This window comes from Sedimentitalea sediminis, from assembly GCF_042687825.1.
In the GTDB taxonomy this organism is placed as follows: domain Bacteria; phylum Pseudomonadota; class Alphaproteobacteria; order Rhodobacterales; family Rhodobacteraceae; genus Sedimentitalea.
The window spans coordinates 40,243-56,903 of the sequence record NZ_JBHUQE010000004.1 but is presented as its reverse complement, the minus strand read 5'-3'; the positions used below and the strand labels follow the sequence as shown (position 1 = coordinate 56,903).

Below are 16,661 nucleotides of genomic sequence, written 5' to 3'. Positions count from 1 at the left end.
ATGACGTGATCTTGCGGAAAAGGCCATATATAACTTGGGTAAAATACCATCGCGGGGCAGCGGACATCATGGGCAAACTCATCAAACTTTTGTTCTATCTCATATGCTTGGGATTCATCGGCGTGGTCGGTTACGCCTATCTCGGCCCCTGGTTCGGATCGGACTTTTCGGCACCGCAAAGCGAGATCCGCCTGCCGGTGACGCTGGATGTCAATTAGGGCCTGCCTGTTTGCCCTGCTGCTGCCGGCCCCGGTGCTGGCGCAGGAACCCCTGTCGGTGATCGAATGGCTGGGGCGGCATCCGATCCACCCCTCCGGACCGGTTCTGTACGAGCCTCCGGTCAGCGAAAGCGCGCTGCAGCCGCCGGTCGAAGTCAGCCGGCTGGACACGCAGGCCAGCCCCATTGGTCTGGTGCCGGCGCGGATCACCGGCCTGCCGGCGTCCCTGTGGGCGGGCAGCGCCACCGATGATCTGGTCGGGCTGGTTCAGAACGTCCCGGTGCAGCGCAGCCCGGCCATGCAGACCCTGCTGTATACGCTGCTGCTGTCCGAAACCGTGCCACCGGCCGATGACCGGCCGGACGGGGCGCTGCTGTTGGCGCGCATCGACCGGCTGATGGAGCTGGGGGCCACCGACCCGGCGCTGGCGCTGGCCGAACAGGTCAATCCGTCGCGCAGCGCCGCCCTGTTTCGGCGCTGGTTCGACGCGTCGCTGCTGACCGGCGCCGAGGATCAGGGCTGTGAGCTGATCGCCCAGGCACCGCATCTGGCACCGGACTATGCCACCCGCATCTTTTGCACCGCTCGGTTGGGCGACTGGCAGACCGCGGCGCTGACGCTGGAAACGGCGCATGCGCTGAATCTGCTGCCGCCGCAGCAGATGGACCTGCTGGACCGGTTTCTCAGCCCGGATGTCTTTGAAGGCGCGCCGCCCCTGCCCGCGCCGCAAGCGCCGGACCCGCTGACCTTTCGGCTGTTCGAAACCATCGGTGAACGCCTGCCCACGGCCTCGCTGCCGCGCGCCTTTGCCACCGCCGATCTGCGCGACATCGCCGGCTGGAAGGCGCAGCTGATGGCCGCCGAACGGCTGACCCGCATCGGCGCGCTGGCCCCGAACCAGTTGCTGGGTCTTTACACCGCACGGCGGCCCTCGGCCTCGGGCGGCATCTGGGACCGGGTGCGCGCGTTGCAGAGTTTCGACCGGGCGCTGCAGGCACGCGATTCGGCCGCGGTGGCGCGCGCGCTGCCCGCGGCCTGGGACAGCATGCGCCAAGCCGGACTCGAAGTCGCCTTTGCCAGCCTGTTCGCCAGCGATCTGAAACGGTTGCCCCTGGACGATCCTGCAGCCGGCGATCTGGCCTGGCGCATCCTGCTGCTGTCGCCGCAATACAAGTCGGCGGCCCGTCACACCCCGCGGCGGGACCCGGAAAGCACCTTTCTGGCGGCACTGGCGCAGGGCGATCCAGGCCGGGTGCCGGCGCCCAATACCCTGGCGCGCGCCATTGTGGACGGGTTTTCCAGCACCCCCGACCCGACGCCGCCGGATCCGGCGCGGCTGGGCGAGACGATCCTGCGCGCGATGCAAGATTTCGATGCCGGCGCGCGCGGCAACCCTGCCGAGCTGGGCCGGGCCCTGGGCACGTTTCGCGCCGTCGGCCTGGAGGATACCGCGCGGCGCGCAGCGCTGCAGCTGATGCTGCTTGGGACGCGCTGACATGTCCGCCCCCGACAGTGCCGCCCAGTGGATCTCGACCTTTCTCGAGGCGCAGGCGGCCGAACTGGGGGCCGCCACCAACACGCTGCTGGCCTATGGCCGCGACCTTAAGGATGTCGCGGCCTGGCTCAAGCAGCATGACAGCGGTTTTGCCGTGGCCACCCGCGAACAGATCGAAACCTATCTGATCCATTGCGACGCGCAGGGCCTGGCGAAATCGACCCGCGCCCGGCGTCTGTCGGCGATCCGCCAACTGTACCGGTTTGCCTTCGAGGAAGGTTGGCGCGCCGATAACCCGGCGATCCAGATTCGCGGACCCGGGCGCGACAAGCGCCTGCCCAGAACGCTGGAGGTGGTCGAGGTCGACCGCCTGCTGGCCGCCGCCCGCGAAACCGGGCGCAGCCCGCAGGACCGGCTGCGCAACACCTGCCTGATCGAACTGCTCTATGCCACCGGCATGCGGGTTACCGAACTGGTGGGGCTGCCGGTCTCGGCGGCGCGCGGCGATCCGCGCATGCTGCTGATCCGGGGCAAGGGCGGCCGCGAACGCATGGTGCCGCTGTCGCCCCCGGCCCGCAGCGCGCTGACCCGATGGATCGAGACCCGCGACAGCGATAAGGCCGAATGCGTGGCGAGGGGGGCAGCGCCCTCGCCCTATCTGTTTCCGTCGCGCGGCAAGGCCGGCCACCTGACCCGGCACCGCTTTTTCCAGTTGATCAAACAACTGGCGGTCAATGGCGGCGTCGATCCGGCCCGCGTCACCCCGCACACGCTGCGGCATGCCTTTGCCACGCATCTGCTGGCCAACGGCGCCGACCTGCGGTCGATCCAGACCCTGCTGGGCCATGCCGACATCGCCACGACCGAGATCTATACCCATGTGCTGGATGACCGGCTGACCGAACTGGTGCTGCAGCATCACCCGCTGGCCCGGGGCGCAAAGCCCACCGGTTCGGACTCGTGACGGCCGCCCCCCTTGATTGCCGCCCGCCGGATGCCCATAACCGGCGGGACACAAGGAAACGATAGCGACCGCAATGGACACAGCCATACCTGCACTGGACACGGCCTTTTGGATCACCGGCGGGGCCATTCTGCTGCTGCTGGTCCTGTCGGCGTTTTTCTCGGGCTCGGAAACCGCCCTGACCGCCGCCTCGCGCGGCAAGCTGCGCAGCCAGGCCGACAAGGGATCGCGCGGCGCCGAAAAGGCGCTGAAGATCACCGAGGACAACGAACGCCTGATCGGCTCGGTGCTGCTGGGCAACAATCTGGTCAACATCCTGGCGACCTCGCTGGCCACCGCCCTCTTTACCCGCGCCTTTGGCGAAACCGGGGTCGCGATGGCGACACTGGTGATGACGGTTCTGGTGCTGGTCTTTGCCGAAGTCCTGCCCAAGACCTATGCCATCATCAACTCGGAAAAGGCCGCCGCCGCCGTGGCGCCGGTGATTGCGCTGGTGGTGATGGTCTTTGCCCCGGTCGTGGCGGCGGTTCGGCTGCTGGTGCGCGGGGTTCTGCATGTTTTCGGCGTCGAGGTCGATCCGGACAGCCATATCCTGGCGGTGCGCGAGGAAATCGTCGGCGCGCTGCAACTGGGCCATTCCGAGGGCGTGGTGCAGAAAGAGGATCGCGACCGCATCCTGGGGGCGCTGGATCTGGGCGACCGCGCGGTCGAGGAAATCATGCTGCACCGCTCGGGCATCGAGATGATCGACGCCGAGAACAGCCCTGAAGAGATCCTGCAGCAGTGTCTGGACAGCCCGCATACCCGCCTGCCGGTGTTCAAGGGCGAGCCCGAGAACATCATTGGCGTGGTGCATGCCAAGGACTTGCTGCGCGCCATGTACAAGCAGGTCAGCGGCAGCGAAGGTGCTGCCCGACCGCTGAGCCGCTTCAAGATCACCGATGTGGCGATGCCGCCCTATTTCGTACCCGAGACCACCACGCTGGACGACCAGATGCGCCAGTTCCTGCGGATGCGCACGCATTTCGCCCTGGTGGTCGATGAATATGGCAGCCTGCAAGGGCTGATCACGCTCGAGGACATTCTCGAAGAGATCGTCGGCGAGATCACCGACGAATTCGACCCGGATTCCGAGATACCCGTCACCCGTACCGAGGATGGTCAGTTCATCGTCGATGGCGCGATGACCATTCGCGACCTGAACCGCGCCACCGAGTGGAACCTGCCCGATGACGAGGCCAACACCATCGCCGGGCTGGTCATCCACGAAGCCCAGATGATCCCGACCATCGGCCAGGTGTTCTCGTTCCACGGGTTCCGGTTCGAAGTGATGGCCCGCGACGGCAACCGGATCACAGGGCTGAAAATCCGCCCCCTTTAGGCCTGCACGCCGCCCCGACCGGTCAACGGCGCCGAATTCAGGCGCGCAGGCGCAGGCCCTTGGGGTCAAAGGGCGGTTCGGACAGGATGGTGGCGCGGTGTGGCCGGCCCAGCACCATGACCTCGACCCGGTCGCCCGCCGTGGCGTCTCTGACAAAGCCAAGGGCCAGGCTCTGGCCGACGCTGTGACCATAGCCGCCCGAGGTCACCCGCCCGATGCCCTGCCCGTCGCGAAAGATCGGTTCGCCACCGGTGGCGTCGGCGTTGCTGGCCGTGGTGTCGGCCTGATCCAGCGCCAGCAGCACCAGCCTTTCGCGCGCCGGTTCCGCCAATGCGCGGACCGCCGCGTCACGGTTCAGGAAATCCTTGTCCATCTTGCACAGCCGCTGCAGGCCGACCTCGTGCGGGCGGTATTCCGGCGAATATTCCCGCGACCACGAGCCATAGCCCTTTTCAAGGCGCAGATTCATCAGGGCCCTGCTGCCCACCGGCCCTGCCCCCCGTTCGCGCCCGGCGGCCAGCAGGGCCGTATAAAGCGCAGCCTGATCGGACTGGGCGCAATGCAGCTCCCAGCCCAGATCGCCGGTAAAGGACACGCGCAGGGCCAGGCAATCGACACCCGCGACCCGCATCCGGCGCGACGCCATGAACGGAAAATCCGGCGTTTCCAGCGAGCGATCGCTGAGGTCCTGCAACAGCGCCCGGCTGTCCGGCCCGGCGATGTTGAAACCGCACATCCTGTCGGTTTGACTGTGGAACGTGGTGCCCGGCGGCAGCGGTACCGCGCGAAAAAAGCGCTGGTGATAGCGCTCGGCCAGTCCCGATCCGATGATCCAGAATTCGTCCTGTGCCAGGCGCGTCACGGTGAAATCGCCGGCAATGCCGCCGCGTTTGCCGATCAGCGGCGTCAGACAGGATTTGCCCACGGCGCGCGGCATGCGGTTGGCAAAGACCGCGTTCAGCCAATCCTCGGCGCCGCCCCCCCGGACCACGTATCGGGCGAAATTCGAGATGTCGATGACGCCCGCGCGTTCGCGCAACACATGGCATTCCGCCGCCACCGGTCCCCACCAGTTCTGCCGGGTAAAGCCGTTGGTGTCGCCTGCCTCCGGCGCGTCGGCGAACCACAGTGGATGTTCCCATCCCGCGTTCAGGCCCATCACCGCGCCCATCTGCCGTTGCAGGTCATGCACGGGACGGGTGCGCACGGGGCGGCCCGCCGCGCGTTCCTCGTTGGGAAAATGAATGGCAAAGCGGTGCGCGTATTGGTCCGCGACCCGGGCGCGGGTGAACGCCGCATCGGCCCAGTCGCCGAACCGCGCCACATCCCAGGCGAACATGTCGTATTCGGTCTCGCCCTGCACCATCCATTGCGCCGCCATCAGCCCCATGCCGCCGGACTGGCTGAATCCCGGAATGATGCCGTTGCAGCAGAAATAACCCCTGTGTTCGGGCACCGGTCCGAACAGCACATTGGCATCGGGCGACCAGATCATCGGGCCATTGATCACCCGCTTGATCCCGGCCTGCCCCAGCACCGGCACCCGGGCGATGGCGCGCAGCATGTTCTGTTCGATCCGATCCAGATCGTCGGGAAACAGATCGTGGGCGAAATCCGGCGGTGTACCGTCCTCGGCCCAGAACCGCACGTCCCGTTCATAGGCGCCGACCAGCAGGCCCTTGCCCTCCTGACGCAGGTAATATTCGCCGTCCCGGTCGCTGACCGACGGCAGGCGGCGGTCCAGACCGGCAATCTCGGGGATGGTCTCGGTGACGAAATACTGGTGTTCCGTGGGCTGCAACGGCAGCCTGATTCCGGCCAGCGCCGCCACTTCGCGGCCCCACAACCCGGCGGCATTCACCACCCAATCGGTGGTGATGTCGCCCTTGGGCGTGCGCACGATCCAGCGGCCGTCGGGCTGGGGTTCGGTGGCTGTAACGGGGCAGAACCGGTGGATTTCGGCACCCGCCTGCCTGGCCCCGGCAGCATAGGCCTGGGTCACGCCGCTGGGATCGACATTGCCGCCCTCGGGTTCCCACATGATGCAGCGGGTGCCGTCGAAATCGACCAGCGGGTGCAGGCGCTCGGCCTCATCGCGGCCGATCTCGTGGAAGTTCATGCCATAGAGCCGCGCCTTGGCCGCCTGCAGCCGCAGCTGATGTTCGCGCGACTCGGTCTGGGCCAGATACAGGCTGCCGGGCTGAAACACGCCGCAGCTCTGGCCGGTCTCGGCCTCGAGAGACTTGTACAGCGACATGGTGTAATGCTGGATACGGCTGATATTGGTGCTGTCGTGCAACCCATGGATATTGGCCGCCGCATGCCATGTGCTGCCGCTGGTCAGTTCATCACGCTCCAGAAGAACCACGTCGGTCCAGCCCAGCCTGGTCAGATGATACAGGATCGAGCAGCCGATGACGCCGCCGCCGATGACAACCGCCTGGGCATGGGTCCGCATGGATGGGTCTCCGCGTGATGACGCCGGATGGCATTAATACGGATCAGATTGATTGACCCCGCCGCGAGGCAAGCGCCGATTTCCGACATCAGCGGTCGCGAACGGGCGATTCCGTTCGCTTTCCGGCCTCAGCGCGCCGCAATGGCCGATAGGTACCGGTCCAGATCCGGATCGTCGGCCAGCGCCTTTTTGGCCCGCGCCGCGCAGCGCCCGGCACAGGCGCGCGCTGCTGCCGCCAAAGCCGGAGACTCCGCCTCTGTCACTCCGTGCAGAGCCTGCGCAATCGCCAGATGCACCTCGACCTTATCGCCCGCGTCACGGGCAATGCGATCGAAACTGTCGCGGCAGAACCCGTCCAGATCCGGTGGCCGCAGCCAGACCCGATCCAGCTCCGGCTCCGGGTCACCTTCCCCGCCGGACGGAGCCGCCAGCAGCAGGACCGTCGCCAGCCGATGCGCCATGGCGACCGCGGTCTCGGGATCGTTGATACCGGGCGACAGCGCCCGGCTGGCAATCTCGCCCAGCACAAGCAGACCGAAACCCGGATCCTGCTGGAACGACCGGACCGAGTCGATCAGGATGGACTCGCGCAGCACCCGCGCCGCCTGCGACACTTCGCCGATGCCGTCGCAATAGCCCAGAACGCCGCCCGCCTGCACATAACCGCCGATCATGGCGGTGACATAGATCCGCACCTCTTCGGCCTCGGCACAGGTCTGCAACCGTGCCACAAAGACCTGCTGCACATAGCCGGCCTTGCGGGCATGGACCGGCGTGAAACCGGCCCGTGCCACTGCCTCGGGGTCGGACAGCACCTGCGCCCCCAGGCAGGGTTGTTTGCCCACAGCCCGCATCGCCCGCGTCGCGCGCGCCTGCACCTGATCCGCAGTCTTGTCCAGGCTGCCCAGTTCCTCGAGATGGGCAATCCACCGCACCAGCGAGATCACGATCAGCGCAATCACGCAGATGGTGAACGCGAACAGCACCACGATCTCTTTCTCACCAAAGAAATGCGACGCGCGCAGCACGATGGCCAGGAGCGCGAACAGATAGGCCCCGACGAAGGTGGACAGCACCGAATGGGTGGTGGTGTCATCCTTGAGAATGACATGGGTGCGCGGACTCCACTGGCTGGATGCGGTGCGAAAGGCACCGGTCATGATGGTCAGCGAAAAGATCGTCACCGCCAGCATCGAACTGGCCAGCGTCTGCAGGATCGGATCCACGGCCTTCGCCCCGATCGCGTCGCTGGCGCCGGCAGGAATGAGCGGGTCCAGAACCTTGGCCAGCACCAGCACCACCAGGTTGAGACAGGCGATCAGCAGCACCCGCACATACAACCGCCGCGAGATCTGCATGGCCCTGCGTAACAGCGTAGACAGCATCCGAAACTCCATTTCCGTCCAGTCCGCCGCCAGAGCGGCGAGGCAATTACGACACCGGATGTCGTCCTTCGACATGCGGCCGGGCACCACGCCCGGAATCCTGCCTGAAAACCCTAGGGGAGACACGCCATGAAAACCACCACCCGCGTCGTCGTGATCGGCGGCGGTGTCGTCGGATGTTCGGTCCTGTATCACCTGACGAAACTGGGCTGGTCCGATGTCATGCTGATTGAGCGCAGCGAATTGACCAGCGGGTCGACCTGGCATGCGGCGGGCGGGTTTCACACCCTGAACGGCGATACCAACATGGCCGCACTGCAGGGCTATACCATCCGTCTCTACAAGGAGCTCGAGGAGATCACCGGCCTGTCCTGCGGGCTGCACCATGTCGGCGGGGTGACCCTGGCCGACAATCGGGACCGGTTCGACATGCTGCTGGCCGAGCGCGCCAAACACCGGTTCATGGGGCTGGACACCGAAATTGTCGGCCCCGAAGAGATCCGCCGGATTGCGCCGATCACCAACACCGATGGTATCATCGGCGCCCTCTATGATCCGCTGGACGGGCATCTGGACCCCTCGGGCACCACCCATGCCTATGCCCGGGCCGCCCGGATGGGCGGGGCGGCGATCGAAACACATTGCATGGTGCGCGAAACCAACCCGCGCGCCGATGGCAGCTGGGACGTGGTGACGGACAAGGGCACGATCCATGCCGAACATGTGGTCAATGCCGGCGGTCTCTGGGCCCGCGAAGTCGGCGCCATGGCAGGTGTCTATCTACCGCTGCACCCGATGGAACACCAATATGTCGTCACCGACGATATTCCCCAGATATACGAGCGCGCGCAGGAACATCCGCATGTCATGGACCCGGCCGGTGAAAGCTATCTGCGGCAAGAAGGGCGCGGGCTGTGCATCGGGTTCTACGAACAGACCTGCCGGCCCTGGGCGGTGGCGGGCACGCCCTGGAGCTTTGGCCACGAACTGCTGCCGGATGACTTTGACAAGATCGCCGAAAGCATTGATTTCGCGTATAAACGCTTTCCGGTTCTGGAACACGCCGGGGTCAAGACGGTGATCCACGGCCCGTTCACGTTTGCCCCCGACGGCAACCCGCTGGTCGGTCCGGTGCCGGGCCTGCGCAACTATTGGTCGGCCTGCGGCGTCATGGCCGGGTTCAGCCAGGGCGGCGGCGTCGGCCTGACTCTGGCGCAATGGATGATCGAGGGCGAGCCGGAACGCGATGTCTTTGCCATGGATGTGGCCCGGTTCGGCAACTGGATCAGCCCCGGCTATACTCTGCCCAAGGTGATCGAAAACTATCAGAAACGCTTTTCCGTCGCCTATCCGAACGAGGAACTGCCCGCTGCGCGCCCCAACCGCACCACGCCCATGTATGACATATTTGATCGCATGGGCGCGGTCTGGGGCCAGCAATACGGGCTGGAGGTGGTGAACTATTTCGCCCAGGGCGACGAGCCGGGCCATGAAACCCCGTCCTTTCGCCGCTCGGATGCCTTTGCCGCCACGGGTCGCGAGGTGCGCGGCGTGCGCGGCGGCGTCGGCATCAACGAGGTGCACAATTTCGGCAAGTACCACGTCAGCGGACCGCGCGCCCGGAACTGGCTGGACCGGATCATGGCCGGACGGGTGCCGGTGCCGGGCCGGGTCAGCCTGACGCCGATGCTGTCGCCCAAAGGGCGGTTGATCGGCGATTTCACCATCTCGTGCCTGTCCGATACCGACTTTCGGCTGACCGCTTCCTATGGCAGTCAGGCCTATCACATGCGCTGGTTCACGACGCATCAACAGGATGGCGTAAGTATTGAAAATATCAGTGATAAACTGAACGGTTTTCAGATCGCAGGACCGCGGGCCCGCGCGGTTCTGGCCGCCTGTACGCGCAGCGATATCGGCGACATGCGGTTTCTGGACGTGCGCCCCATGACCGTTGGGATGACCGACTGTCTGGTGCAGCGGGTCAGCTATACCGGCGATCTGGGATACGAGATCTATTGCGATCCGATGGCGCAGCGCCAGCTGTGGGACACACTGTGGCAGGCCGGACGGGCGCATGAAATGGTACCCTTTGGCATGCGCGCGATGATGTCGCTGCGGCTGGACAAGTTCTTTGGCAGTTGGCTGGCGGAATATTCGCCCGACTACACCCCGGCGGAAACCGGGCTGGACCGGTTCATCGCCTTTGCCAAGCCGGTCGATTTCATCGGCCGGGCGGCGGCCGAGGCCGAGCGTGCCACAGGTCCGGCGCGCCGTCTGGCCGCCTTTCGCGTCGATGCCGCCGATGCCGATGTACAGGGGTATGAACCCATCTGGCTGGACGGGCAGGTCCAGGGCTTTTGCACCTCGGGCGGCTATTCCCACCATACCGAAACCTCGGTGGCCCTGGGGTTCCTGCCAACTGAACGTCTGGCCGAGGGCCTGGCGGCAGAAATCGAGATCCTGGGCGACCGCCGCCCGGCCCGGTTGATCACCCAGCTGCTGTTTGACGCCGATGGCACGCGCCTGCGCGGCTGATTGCATCCCACGGCGACCGCTCTAGGCTGGGCGCATGAGCAAACCGGACGCCGATATTCCGATCATCGTGCTGGCCGCCGGGGCGTCCCGACGGATGCGCGGCATCGACAAGCTGATGTTGCCGGTCGATGGCCGCCCGCTGCTGCGTCGACAGGTCGATCTGGCGCGCGCCGTCACAAGTGGCCCGGTGATCGTGACCCTGCCGCCGCCCCCGCATGCGCGCTATGGCGCGTTAGCCGGCAGCGGCGCCACAGCCGTGCCGGTCGCCGATGCCGAAGAGGGCATGAACGCCGCGCTGCGGGCGGGGTTTGCGGCCCTGCCAGGATCGTCCAGGGCGGCGATGCTGCTTTTGGCGGATCTGCCCGACCTGAGTGAAGACGACTTGAGAAACGTCCTGCACTCTGTTGATTTGAATTCTGATTTTCTGGTGTGGCGCGGCGCCACGCAAGACGGGGAACCGGGGCATCCGGTGGTGTTTGCCGCCCCGCTATTTGCCCGTATTGCGCGCCTTTCGGGTGACAGCGGCGGGCGCGAAGTGGTGGCCGCCGCCGGGAATCGCGTGGCGCTGATCCGCCTGCCCGGCCGACATGCCCGCCGCGATCTGGACACGCCCGAGGACTGGGCGCGCTGGCGGGCGGCGCATCAAAACGCCCGCTAGAGCGGCATTGCGCCACCCGCAGGCATCGGCAGGCTGGATTGCGATCGGTCACGTCGAGGCTGGTACCCAAGGCCGGACTCGAACCGGCACGCCCGCAAAGGCGGGGGATTTTGAATCCCCTGCGTCTACCATTCCGCCACTTGGGCCTCTCTTGCGGATCTAGCGCCCCCGCGCGGCAAGGTCCAGTGACAAAAATCACCCATCCGTGGTCGCCAGATGCTTGACGCTATCCCAAGCGCATGATTTTCCGGCGGCAACACGCAGCCAGAGACCCCGATCGCATGCTGAAAAGAATATACGACCGTACGATGGGTCTGGCCGAACATCCCCAGGCCCTGTGGTGGCTGGCCCTGGTGGCCTTTGTCGAAAGCTCGGTCTTTCCGATCCCGCCTGACGTTCTGATGATCCCGATGATCCTGGCGCGCCCGTCCCGGGCCTGGCTGATTGCGTCGGTGGCGCTGGTGGCCTCGGTTCTCGGCGGCCTTCTGGGGTATGGTATCGGCATGTTCGCCTTTGAAAGCGTCGGCCAGCCGATCCTGTCGGCGATGGGCAAGGCTGATGCGATGGCCGCGTTCAATGAACGGTTCAACGATTTCGGCTTTTGGGCGGTGTTGACGGCGGGGGTGACGCCGTTTCCCTACAAGGTCATCACCATCATGTCGGGCTGGACCGGCATGCCCCTGGGCACCTTTGTCGCGACATCCATCCTGGCCCGCGCCCTGCGCTTTTTCGTGGTCGCCGGATTGCTGCGGGTCTTTGGCCCGCCGATCCGCGAATTCATCGAACGGCGGCTGGGGCTCATGTTCACCCTGTTCGTGCTGCTGCTGGTCGGCGGCTTTGCCGTGGTAAGATACCTATGACACGCTCTGTCCTGATCCTGGCCGCGGCTGGCGGCTCGCTGGCGCTGCTGGCCGGCGCGTTCGGCTTTCAGCATATCGGCGGGCTGGCGCCCTGCGAGATGTGCCTGTGGCAACGCTGGCCGCATGCGGCGGCGGTGCTGATCGGTCTGATCGCGCTGGTCCTGCCGGGCCGGTTGCTGCCGCTGGCCGGGGCCTGCGCGGCGCTGGCGACGGCGTCGATCGGGGTCTATCACACCGGCGTCGAGCGCGGCTGGTGGCAGGGCCCGACCACCTGCACCTCGGGTCCGGTCGGTGGCCTCAGCGCCGAAGACCTGATGGCGCAGATCATGGCGGCACCGCTGGTTCGGTGTGACGAGGTGCCCTGGGAGCTGTTCGGCCTGTCGATGGCCAGTTGGAACGCGCTCGCCTCGCTGGGGCTGGCCCTGCTGTGGCTGCTGGCCGCGCGCTCGGATCGCCACGCCTGACACGCCTGACGCCACGACCGACAATCCGGCCTTCAGGTGGCCTTGCGGGTCGACAGCAACAGGCTGGTTTCGCTGGTGCTGACACCGTCGAACCGGCGTATCTTGCCCAGCGCCACATCCAGCCCCTCCAGGGTTTCGGTGCCCAGTTCCGCAATCACGTCCCAGCGACCATTGGTGGAATGCACAGCGCGCACCTCGGGCAGACCCTGCAGCTGGCGGATGATCCGCTCGGTGCCGCGCCCCTCGATACCGATCATCATCAGCCCGCGCACCGGGTCGCGCAGCGTGTCCTGTTTCAGCACCACGGTAAAGCCCAGGATATCGCCGCGCCGTTGCAGGCGTTCGATCCGTGACCGCACTGTGGTACGTGACAGGTTCAGACCCAGCGCCAGATCCGACAGCGAGGCGCGCGCGTCATGGCGCAGCGCAGCGATCAGACGTTCATCCGTTTTGTCCATACACAACCTCCGTTTTGCCAATATTACCTGCGGTTTGAGCAAAATTCACGCTGGTTTTCACCGCATTTCGGAGTTTTTCTGGAGCCTGTGAGAAAACGAGGCTGACATGACACGCAAAACCTGCATTCTGATCGGTGCCCCTGTCGATTGCGGCAAGGAGCGCCCCGGCTGTCTGATGGGGCCGGACGCCTATCGCACCGCCGGGCTGACCGTCGCGCTGACCGATCTGGGCCACAAGGTCCAGGACATGGGCAATCTTGCGCCGGCATCGCATGCACCGGATAATGGCGACACCCGGCTGCACCGTCCAAACGAGACCATCGGCTGGACGCATCGCCTGATCCGGGTCGCCGAAGACGCGATGGCGCGCGGAATACCGATCTTTCTGGGTGGCGATCACGCCCTGTCTCTGGGCAGCGTTGCCGGCGTGGCCAATCACGCCGCCACCAGGGAACGCCCGCAATTCGTGCTGTGGCTGGACGCGCACAGCGATTTTCATACGCCAGAGACCACCGGTTCGGGCAACCTGCACGGCACGCCCCTGGGGTATGTGACCGGGCGCGCGGGCTTTGGCGGCTTTCCGGCGATCCGAAACCCGATCCCGCAGGAAAACATCTGCATCCTCGGGCTGCGCTCGGTCGATGCCGCGGAAAAGCAGGCCTTGCAGGACACCGCCATTCACTGCCACGACATGCGTTCGATCGATGAAACGGGTATCGCCCGGCCACTGGCGGCTTTTTTGCAGCGCGTGGCCGATGCCAATGGCATGCTGCATGTCAGCCTGGACGTCGACTTTCTGGACCCGATGATCGCTCCGGCCGTGGGCACGACGGTGCCCGGCGGTGCCACCATCCGCGAAGCGCATCTGGTGATGGAAATGATCTGTGACAGCGGCCTGATGACCTCGCTGGACCTGGTGGAACTGAACCCGTTCCTGGACGAGCGCGGCCGCACCGCGCAAGTGATGGTGGATCTGGCCGCCTCGGCGCTGGGCCGCCGCGTGTTTGACCGGCCGACCTGAGACCGGCCATGCCCCTTGGAACGCCGCAATCGAAAGCCGATCCCATGACCCATCCCTCGGAAAAGGCGCTGGTGCCATTTGTTTCCGTCGATCATATGATGCAACTGATCCACCACATCGGCATCGCGCCGATGCTGCAGGGATTGGCGGATTATATCGAATCCGATTTCAAACGCTGGGAGCTGTTTGACAAGACGCCCCGCGTGGCCAGCCATTCCGATGTGGGCGTGATCGAACTGATGCCGACCTCGGACGGCGAGGCCTATGGATTCAAATACGTCAACGGCCACCCCAAGAACACCGCCGAGGGGTTGCAGACCGTGACCGCCTTTGGCCTGTTGGCCGATGTCGCCTCGGGCTATCCGGTGCTGCTGACCGAGATGACCATCCTGACCGCGATGCGCACCGCGGCGACCAGCGCCATGGTGGCCAAACATCTCGCGCCTAAAGGGGCCGACACCATGGCGATGATCGGCAACGGCGCGCAATCCGAATTCCAGACCCTGGCGATGAAGGCGATCTGCGGGCTGAAATCCGTGCGTCTCTATGACACCGACCCCGCCGCCACCGCCAAATGCGCCGCCAACCTGGCCGGGCACGGGCTGACCGTGGTGGCCTGCGACACGCCCCAGGACGCCATCCAGGGCGCCCAGATCCTGACCACCTGCACGGCGGACAAGCAATATGCCACCATCCTGACCGACAACATGGTCGGCGCCGGCGTGCATATCAACGCCATCGGCGGCGATTGTCCCGGCAAGACCGAACTGGCGCCGGCGATCCTGACCCGTTCGGACATCTTTGTCGAATTTCCGCCCCAGACCCGGATCGAGGGCGAGATCCAGCAGCTGGCCCCCGACCATCCGGTGACCGAACTGTGGCAGGTGATCACAGGTGCCGCCCCGGGCCGGGTGTCGGACCGCCAGATCACCCTGTTTGACAGCGTCGGCTTTGCCATCGAGGATTTTTCCGCCCTGCGCTATGTGCGCGACCAGTTGCAGGGCACCGGGCTGTACCACCCGCTGGACCTGCTGGCCGACCCCGACGACCCGCGCGACCTGTTCGGCATGGTCCAACGCGCCGCGCCCTGAGCCTTTGGGCCGCTGACATGCGCCTGCAATCCGGATCCTCCTGACGCCAGACCTGATCCGGACCGCAAGTGGACCTTGACCTGGAAAGCATGGTCGACCGAGAAGCGTCGGAAGCGGGCTTTGCAATTTAGGCCCACGTAGCGACAAAGAATTGCCTGAAACGGCTCAGAGCAGCCTTTCAGGATACGTGGAGTGAAAGGGTAGTATTGGGCTGTAATCGTCTTTCGAAATCAACGCAGGCCAGTTCCCTTTCACTTGAACCATGACTCGGTGCGATCGGGACACGCCGCGACGCCTTCTTCGCTTTAACTAGAGAGTTTCGATGTCTCGTCTGGCGGTAGCAGCAAGTTTTGGAAGTCCCGCTCGGGTGAGATCGAGGAGAAACTCGCTCACATTCATGCGCGGGTTCTTATAGCGCCCTCGAACCTTTCCGAGCGCACGAGCGGCTTCTACAGGGAAGAGTTCATAGGTGTTTACGAGCATCTCGTCGGCCCCCAGAACTTCTATGTCATATTCTTCGAGAACGTCAGATGGAAAATCGCGCTTGTTTTCAGTCACGATTACCTGCGCAGAACACCTGACCGCAGCAGCAAGAACATGGCGGTCGTCTTTATCCGGCATCTGGAGTCCTTCAATCAGTGGCATATGACCGGTCACGAAACATTCGTCAAAAGCTTGACGGATCATGTTTACCTGAGAATTGATGCTGTTTTCGAGCGATGGCTTCCGCTCGAGAAGATTCTGGGTCCATTCGGCCATGATTTCTTCCGTAAAGCGGGCTCGAAACAGGCCTTCATAGGCAAATGTCAATAGAACATCCCGGACGCGAAACGGGAACAGAACGTTTGCGTCCAGGATCACAACAAATGGATTTGCAATAATTCTCAAGCGGAGTCGAACTCCTGTCCAAGTCGAGCAAGCTCATCAAGTGCTTCCTCGCGCTCCCGGCGTTTCCTATCCCTATAGGCCGTCAAGGCTTCAAGCGGCACACGCCTGTGCTTTCCAACTTCTTCAAATTCGATTTCACCAGCCTTCAACAGCTTCGTGAGATGCGGGCGCGAGACGTTCAGCATGTCCGCAGCTTCTTGCGTGGTAAGCATCGTGCCAACCGGCACAAGTGTTACCATGTTTCCCGATGCCACATGGCCCAAAAGGTCGATAATCAAATGGCCAACCGCTGGGGCAATATGGACCGGATCTCCGTTTTGGCCGGAAACCCTCAGGTTCCCGTCGGCATCCATAGCGACTGCGATAGCGGTGGCGGCATGAGCAGCCGAGTTGATTTCCTCTTGTGTCGGGAGGCGCTTCTCCAAGCCTCTTTCGACCACCGCCTGTGTGGTATCGGTCATTTTTTTCTCCCTTGTGTTGTCGTAGATATGATCCCAAAACACGAACCTATCAAGAGAAATAAGCGAAATATCTGAAATAAACGTAACCCCACCTCTTCAGACGTCACCGCGATCGTTCCCTTCGATCTGAGAACGTGACGACAGCCTTCGACTGCTGCGCTGCGTTGACAGCGATGTCGCAGCGAACGACAGATCCCCGCCCTTGCCGTTGGTCCGCGAGGCTCAGCTTGCGGTCACTGGGGCAGCCACAGCGAAATGGCGCTATGTCCGCAATTTGCCAGTTTCCTACCTGTGCCGCGAAAGTCAGTTACCTCAAGTTCT

At 64.5% G+C, this 16,661-nt stretch carries 15 protein-coding genes and 1 tRNA gene; 10 read left to right on the top strand and 6 right to left on the bottom strand.

What is annotated here, in order from left to right; all coding sequences use genetic code 11:
- Positions 1-68 precede the first annotated feature (68 nt).
- The 4 genes from ACFMPD_RS04965 to ACFMPD_RS04950 all read left to right on the top strand — a co-directional run bounded on the left by ACFMPD_RS04965 (position 69) and on the right by ACFMPD_RS04950 (position 4,058).
- A complete protein-coding gene (locus ACFMPD_RS04965) occupies positions 69-218 on the top strand; it encodes a hypothetical protein (RefSeq protein WP_380992427.1) in 150 nt (49 codons plus the stop codon).
- Complete coding sequence (locus ACFMPD_RS04960; RefSeq protein ID WP_380992425.1) at positions 208-1,713, top strand: hypothetical protein; 1,506 nt, start codon at positions 208-210, stop codon at positions 1,711-1,713. The genes ACFMPD_RS04965 and ACFMPD_RS04960 overlap by 11 nt, the downstream gene beginning before the upstream one ends.
- Position 1,714: 1 nt before the next feature.
- Positions 1,715-2,677, top strand: a complete 963-nt coding sequence (locus ACFMPD_RS04955) for a site-specific tyrosine recombinase XerD (RefSeq protein WP_380992423.1) — start codon at positions 1,715-1,717, stop codon at positions 2,675-2,677.
- Positions 2,678-2,750: 73 nt separating this feature from the next.
- On the top strand, positions 2,751-4,058 hold the full coding sequence (locus tag ACFMPD_RS04950) for an HlyC/CorC family transporter (protein WP_380992421.1): 1,308 nt from the start codon (positions 2,751-2,753) through the stop codon (positions 4,056-4,058).
- 37 nt (positions 4,059-4,095) lie between these two features.
- Here ACFMPD_RS04950 and ACFMPD_RS04945 read toward each other — a convergent pair whose 3' ends face one another.
- Both ACFMPD_RS04945 and ACFMPD_RS04940 read right to left on the bottom strand, forming a co-directional pair.
- Positions 4,096-6,516 (bottom strand): GcvT family protein, encoded by a 2,421-nt coding sequence (locus tag ACFMPD_RS04945; protein WP_380992419.1) that lies wholly within the window; start codon positions 6,514-6,516, stop codon positions 4,096-4,098.
- A gap of 128 nt (positions 6,517-6,644) precedes the next feature.
- Entirely contained in the window at positions 6,645-7,976 is a 1,332-nt protein-coding gene (locus ACFMPD_RS04940) for a DUF2254 domain-containing protein (RefSeq protein ID WP_380992417.1), read from the bottom strand.
- Positions 7,977-8,030: 54 nt separating this feature from the next.
- Here ACFMPD_RS04940 and ACFMPD_RS04935 point away from each other — a divergent pair, with 54 nt between their 5' ends.
- Positions 8,031-10,439, top strand: a complete 2,409-nt coding sequence (locus tag ACFMPD_RS04935; RefSeq protein WP_380992415.1) for a GcvT family protein — start codon at positions 8,031-8,033, stop codon at positions 10,437-10,439.
- Positions 10,440-10,473: 34 nt separating this feature from the next.
- On the top strand, positions 10,474-11,097 hold the full coding sequence (locus ACFMPD_RS04930) for a nucleotidyltransferase family protein (RefSeq protein WP_380992413.1): 624 nt from the start codon (positions 10,474-10,476) through the stop codon (positions 11,095-11,097).
- A gap of 60 nt (positions 11,098-11,157) precedes the next feature.
- On the opposite strand, the gene ACFMPD_RS04925 is transcribed toward ACFMPD_RS04930, so the two are convergent.
- Positions 11,158-11,243: transfer RNA gene (locus tag ACFMPD_RS04925), tRNA-Leu, on the bottom strand.
- Positions 11,244-11,378: 135 nt separating this feature from the next.
- Between ACFMPD_RS04925 and ACFMPD_RS04920 the strand changes: the two genes are divergently transcribed.
- Positions 11,379-11,957, top strand: coding sequence for a YqaA family protein (locus tag ACFMPD_RS04920; protein ID WP_380992411.1), 579 nt, complete (start codon positions 11,379-11,381; stop codon positions 11,955-11,957).
- The gene (locus tag ACFMPD_RS04915) at positions 11,954-12,421 is read left to right on the top strand and encodes a disulfide bond formation protein B (RefSeq protein WP_380992409.1); all 468 of its coding nucleotides are present in this window, start codon (positions 11,954-11,956) and stop codon (positions 12,419-12,421) included. The genes ACFMPD_RS04920 and ACFMPD_RS04915 overlap by 4 nt, the downstream gene beginning before the upstream one ends.
- Before the next feature lie 32 nt (positions 12,422-12,453).
- Here ACFMPD_RS04915 and ACFMPD_RS04910 read toward each other — a convergent pair whose 3' ends face one another.
- Positions 12,454-12,879 carry an Lrp/AsnC family transcriptional regulator gene (locus tag ACFMPD_RS04910; RefSeq protein WP_380992407.1) on the bottom strand — a complete coding sequence of 142 codons (426 nt, stop codon included), beginning with the start codon at positions 12,877-12,879 and terminating at the stop codon, positions 12,454-12,456.
- A gap of 106 nt (positions 12,880-12,985) precedes the next feature.
- Between ACFMPD_RS04910 and rocF the strand changes: the two genes are divergently transcribed.
- Together rocF and ACFMPD_RS04900 are read left to right on the top strand one after the other, a co-directional pair.
- Positions 12,986-13,900: an arginase gene (rocF, locus tag ACFMPD_RS04905; RefSeq protein ID WP_380992405.1), complete on the top strand. Its 915-nt coding sequence runs from the start codon at positions 12,986-12,988 to the stop codon at positions 13,898-13,900.
- A 44-nt stretch (positions 13,901-13,944) separates the two neighbouring features.
- A complete protein-coding gene (locus ACFMPD_RS04900) occupies positions 13,945-14,991 on the top strand; it encodes an ornithine cyclodeaminase (RefSeq protein WP_380992403.1) in 1,047 nt (348 codons plus the stop codon).
- A gap of 309 nt (positions 14,992-15,300) precedes the next feature.
- Here ACFMPD_RS04900 and ACFMPD_RS04895 read toward each other — a convergent pair whose 3' ends face one another.
- Entirely contained in the window at positions 15,301-15,879 is a 579-nt protein-coding gene (locus tag ACFMPD_RS04895; protein WP_380992401.1) for a VapC50 family PIN domain-containing toxin, read from the bottom strand.
- Complete coding sequence (locus ACFMPD_RS04890) at positions 15,876-16,340, bottom strand: helix-turn-helix domain-containing protein (protein ID WP_380992399.1); 465 nt, start codon at positions 16,338-16,340, stop codon at positions 15,876-15,878. Before ACFMPD_RS04890 ends, ACFMPD_RS04895 begins: the two co-directional genes overlap by 4 nt.
- Positions 16,341-16,661 lie beyond the last annotated feature (321 nt).